This is a genomic window from Pseudomonas sp. P5_B2 (assembly GCF_056400445.1).
In genome coordinates this window covers 1-1,120 of record NZ_JBFULH010001031.1, presented here as the reverse complement: position 1 = coordinate 1,120, position 1,120 = coordinate 1, and the positions used below count along the sequence as shown (strand labels likewise).

Annotated in this window: 2 protein-coding genes and 1 pseudogene; all 3 read right to left on the bottom strand. The window is 49.8% G+C overall.

Features of this window, described 5'->3' with window-relative positions; translation table 11 throughout:
- Window positions 1–248 (bottom strand): OmpA family protein (locus tag AC1DRJ_RS28950; protein ID WP_477805147.1); only part of this gene is annotated, 248 nt, incomplete at its 3' end.
- A 107-nt stretch (window positions 249–355) separates the two neighbouring features.
- The gene (gene sigX, locus AC1DRJ_RS28945; RefSeq protein ID WP_477805146.1) at window positions 356–946 is read right to left on the bottom strand and encodes an RNA polymerase sigma factor SigX; all 591 of its coding nucleotides are present in this window, start codon (window positions 944–946) and stop codon (window positions 356–358) included.
- An 87-nt stretch (window positions 947–1,033) separates the two neighbouring features.
- Window positions 1,034–1,120, bottom strand: a pseudogene (locus AC1DRJ_RS28940) (mechanosensitive ion channel family protein); the annotation flags it as partial.

Here is a 1,120-nt window from a genome sequence, read left to right as displayed (position 1 = left end):
GTGTTGTTTTCCGAACGAGTGTAGTCTTCAGCGTTGTAGGTGAAGTTCAACGATGTATCGTCGGTCAAGAAGTAACCGATGGAGGCGCCAGGAGTGTAACCATCTTGAACGTTGTCAACGCTGTCGTTGTACTTTTTCCCGTAGTTAAGCTCGCCTTCAAAAGCGCCTTGGCCTTGTGCCAGAACGCCGAAAGAAGTAGCGGCAATAAGAGTACCAATGGCCAAGCCCAAGGTGTTTTTCAGTTTCATCCGTTAAATCCCCATCTGGTGATTGTAAAGCAGTCCCTCAAACCGGGGGACAACTCGGCGGCTAGTCTATCAGAACTAGCCTACACGTAAGAGATATTTGCGCTGAACTAAGTTTCAGCACTGCCTGCAAATTTCTCACGCAATTTATCGAGAGCGCGTTTGTACCGCATTTTTGTTGCACTCAATCCCATATGCATAATATCCGCGATCTCCTGAAATTCCAGCTCTGCGACAAATCGTAGCACCAAAATTTCACGGTCAATCGGATTTACATACACAAGCCAGCGATCAAGTCCACCCTTATCCTCAGGTTTCGGCATCTTCTCATCAGATGCTTCCTCGAGGGGGTCCAGACTCAAAGCGTCCATCAAGCGACGCTTTCGCCGTTCCTTTCGATACTGTGTGATGCATTCGTTGTACGTGATGCTGTATAGCCACGTCTTGAACTTCGATTTCCCTTCAAAGTTCTTCAAACCATACAACACCTTCAGCATCACTTCCTGACAGACATCGTCTGCGTCGCGATCGTTCCCAAGGTATCTGGCACAGACGTTAAATAATGTTCGCTGGTAACGCCGCATCAATTCTTCATAGGCGCGCGTTACGTGAAACAGCTCGGTATGCGAGCGCGCGACCAACTCCTCATCAGAGAGCTCGCGGGGGTCGTAGCGCGTGGAGAGCGATTGAGCTTTATTCAAAACAAGTCGGGCCGACAGTCAGGTCAATGTCCGCCGCGGCCTTTTCAGGACATTTTGCGGCGGCATACGTTAGCAGGGTTTGCCGGGTTAGCGGCTACTCACATGCTGCTCCAGGAGAATCCGATTCGAGAGAGAGACTAGCTCACCCTCATCGGTCAGCAATGTAGTTTTAAC